We start from the raw sequence: 678 nt of genomic DNA, 5'->3' as shown, positions 1-678 counted from the left end.
GAATAAAAGAGATACAAAAAAAATTAAACCGGGAAAAACTAAAAACTTTTGACGTTTTCAGCGGATCGGGCGTCGTAGCGAGATTTTTTAAACAATTTTCTAATTTATTAATCGTGAACGATCTTGAAAAATATTCAAGCGTAATAAACGAATGTTATTTGTCCAACGATGATGAAAGAGACGAAGAAATTTTGCGAAAATATTACGATGAACTAACCGAAAAAATTAACAATAATCTTGTTAAAGGGATAATTACCGAATTATACGCGCCTAATGACGACGCGAACATAAAACAAAACGAACGCGTTTTTTACACGACAAGAAACGCGATGTACATAGACACAATGAGGCAGTTAATCGACGCTGTTCCAAAAGAACATCAAAAATATTTTCTCGCCCCCCTTTTGTCGGAAGCGTCCGTACACGCGAACACTTCAGGCGTTTTCAAAGGCTTTTATAAAAACAAGGAAACGGGCGTGGGGCAATTCGGCGGAAAAAACAAAGACGCCCTATTCAGGATAACAAGCGACATAACGCTTCCCTTCCCCGTTTTCAGCAATTTTAACTGCGAAACGATAATTTGCAACGGCGATTCAAACGAAATAATCCGTTCTCTGCCGGAAGTGGACGTCGCCTATTTGGACCCACCTTACAACCAGCACCCCTACGGTTCCAATT

At 39.7% G+C, this 678-nt stretch carries 1 protein-coding gene; it reads left to right on the top strand.

Features of this window, described 5'->3' with window-relative positions:
• Positions 1-678 (top strand): DNA adenine methylase (locus tag ACYVTD_RS15140; protein WP_461248537.1); only part of this gene is annotated, 678 nt, incomplete at both ends.

This window comes from Treponema sp. R6D11, from assembly GCF_054786075.1.
This window is presented reverse-complemented; position numbering and strand designations above follow the sequence as displayed.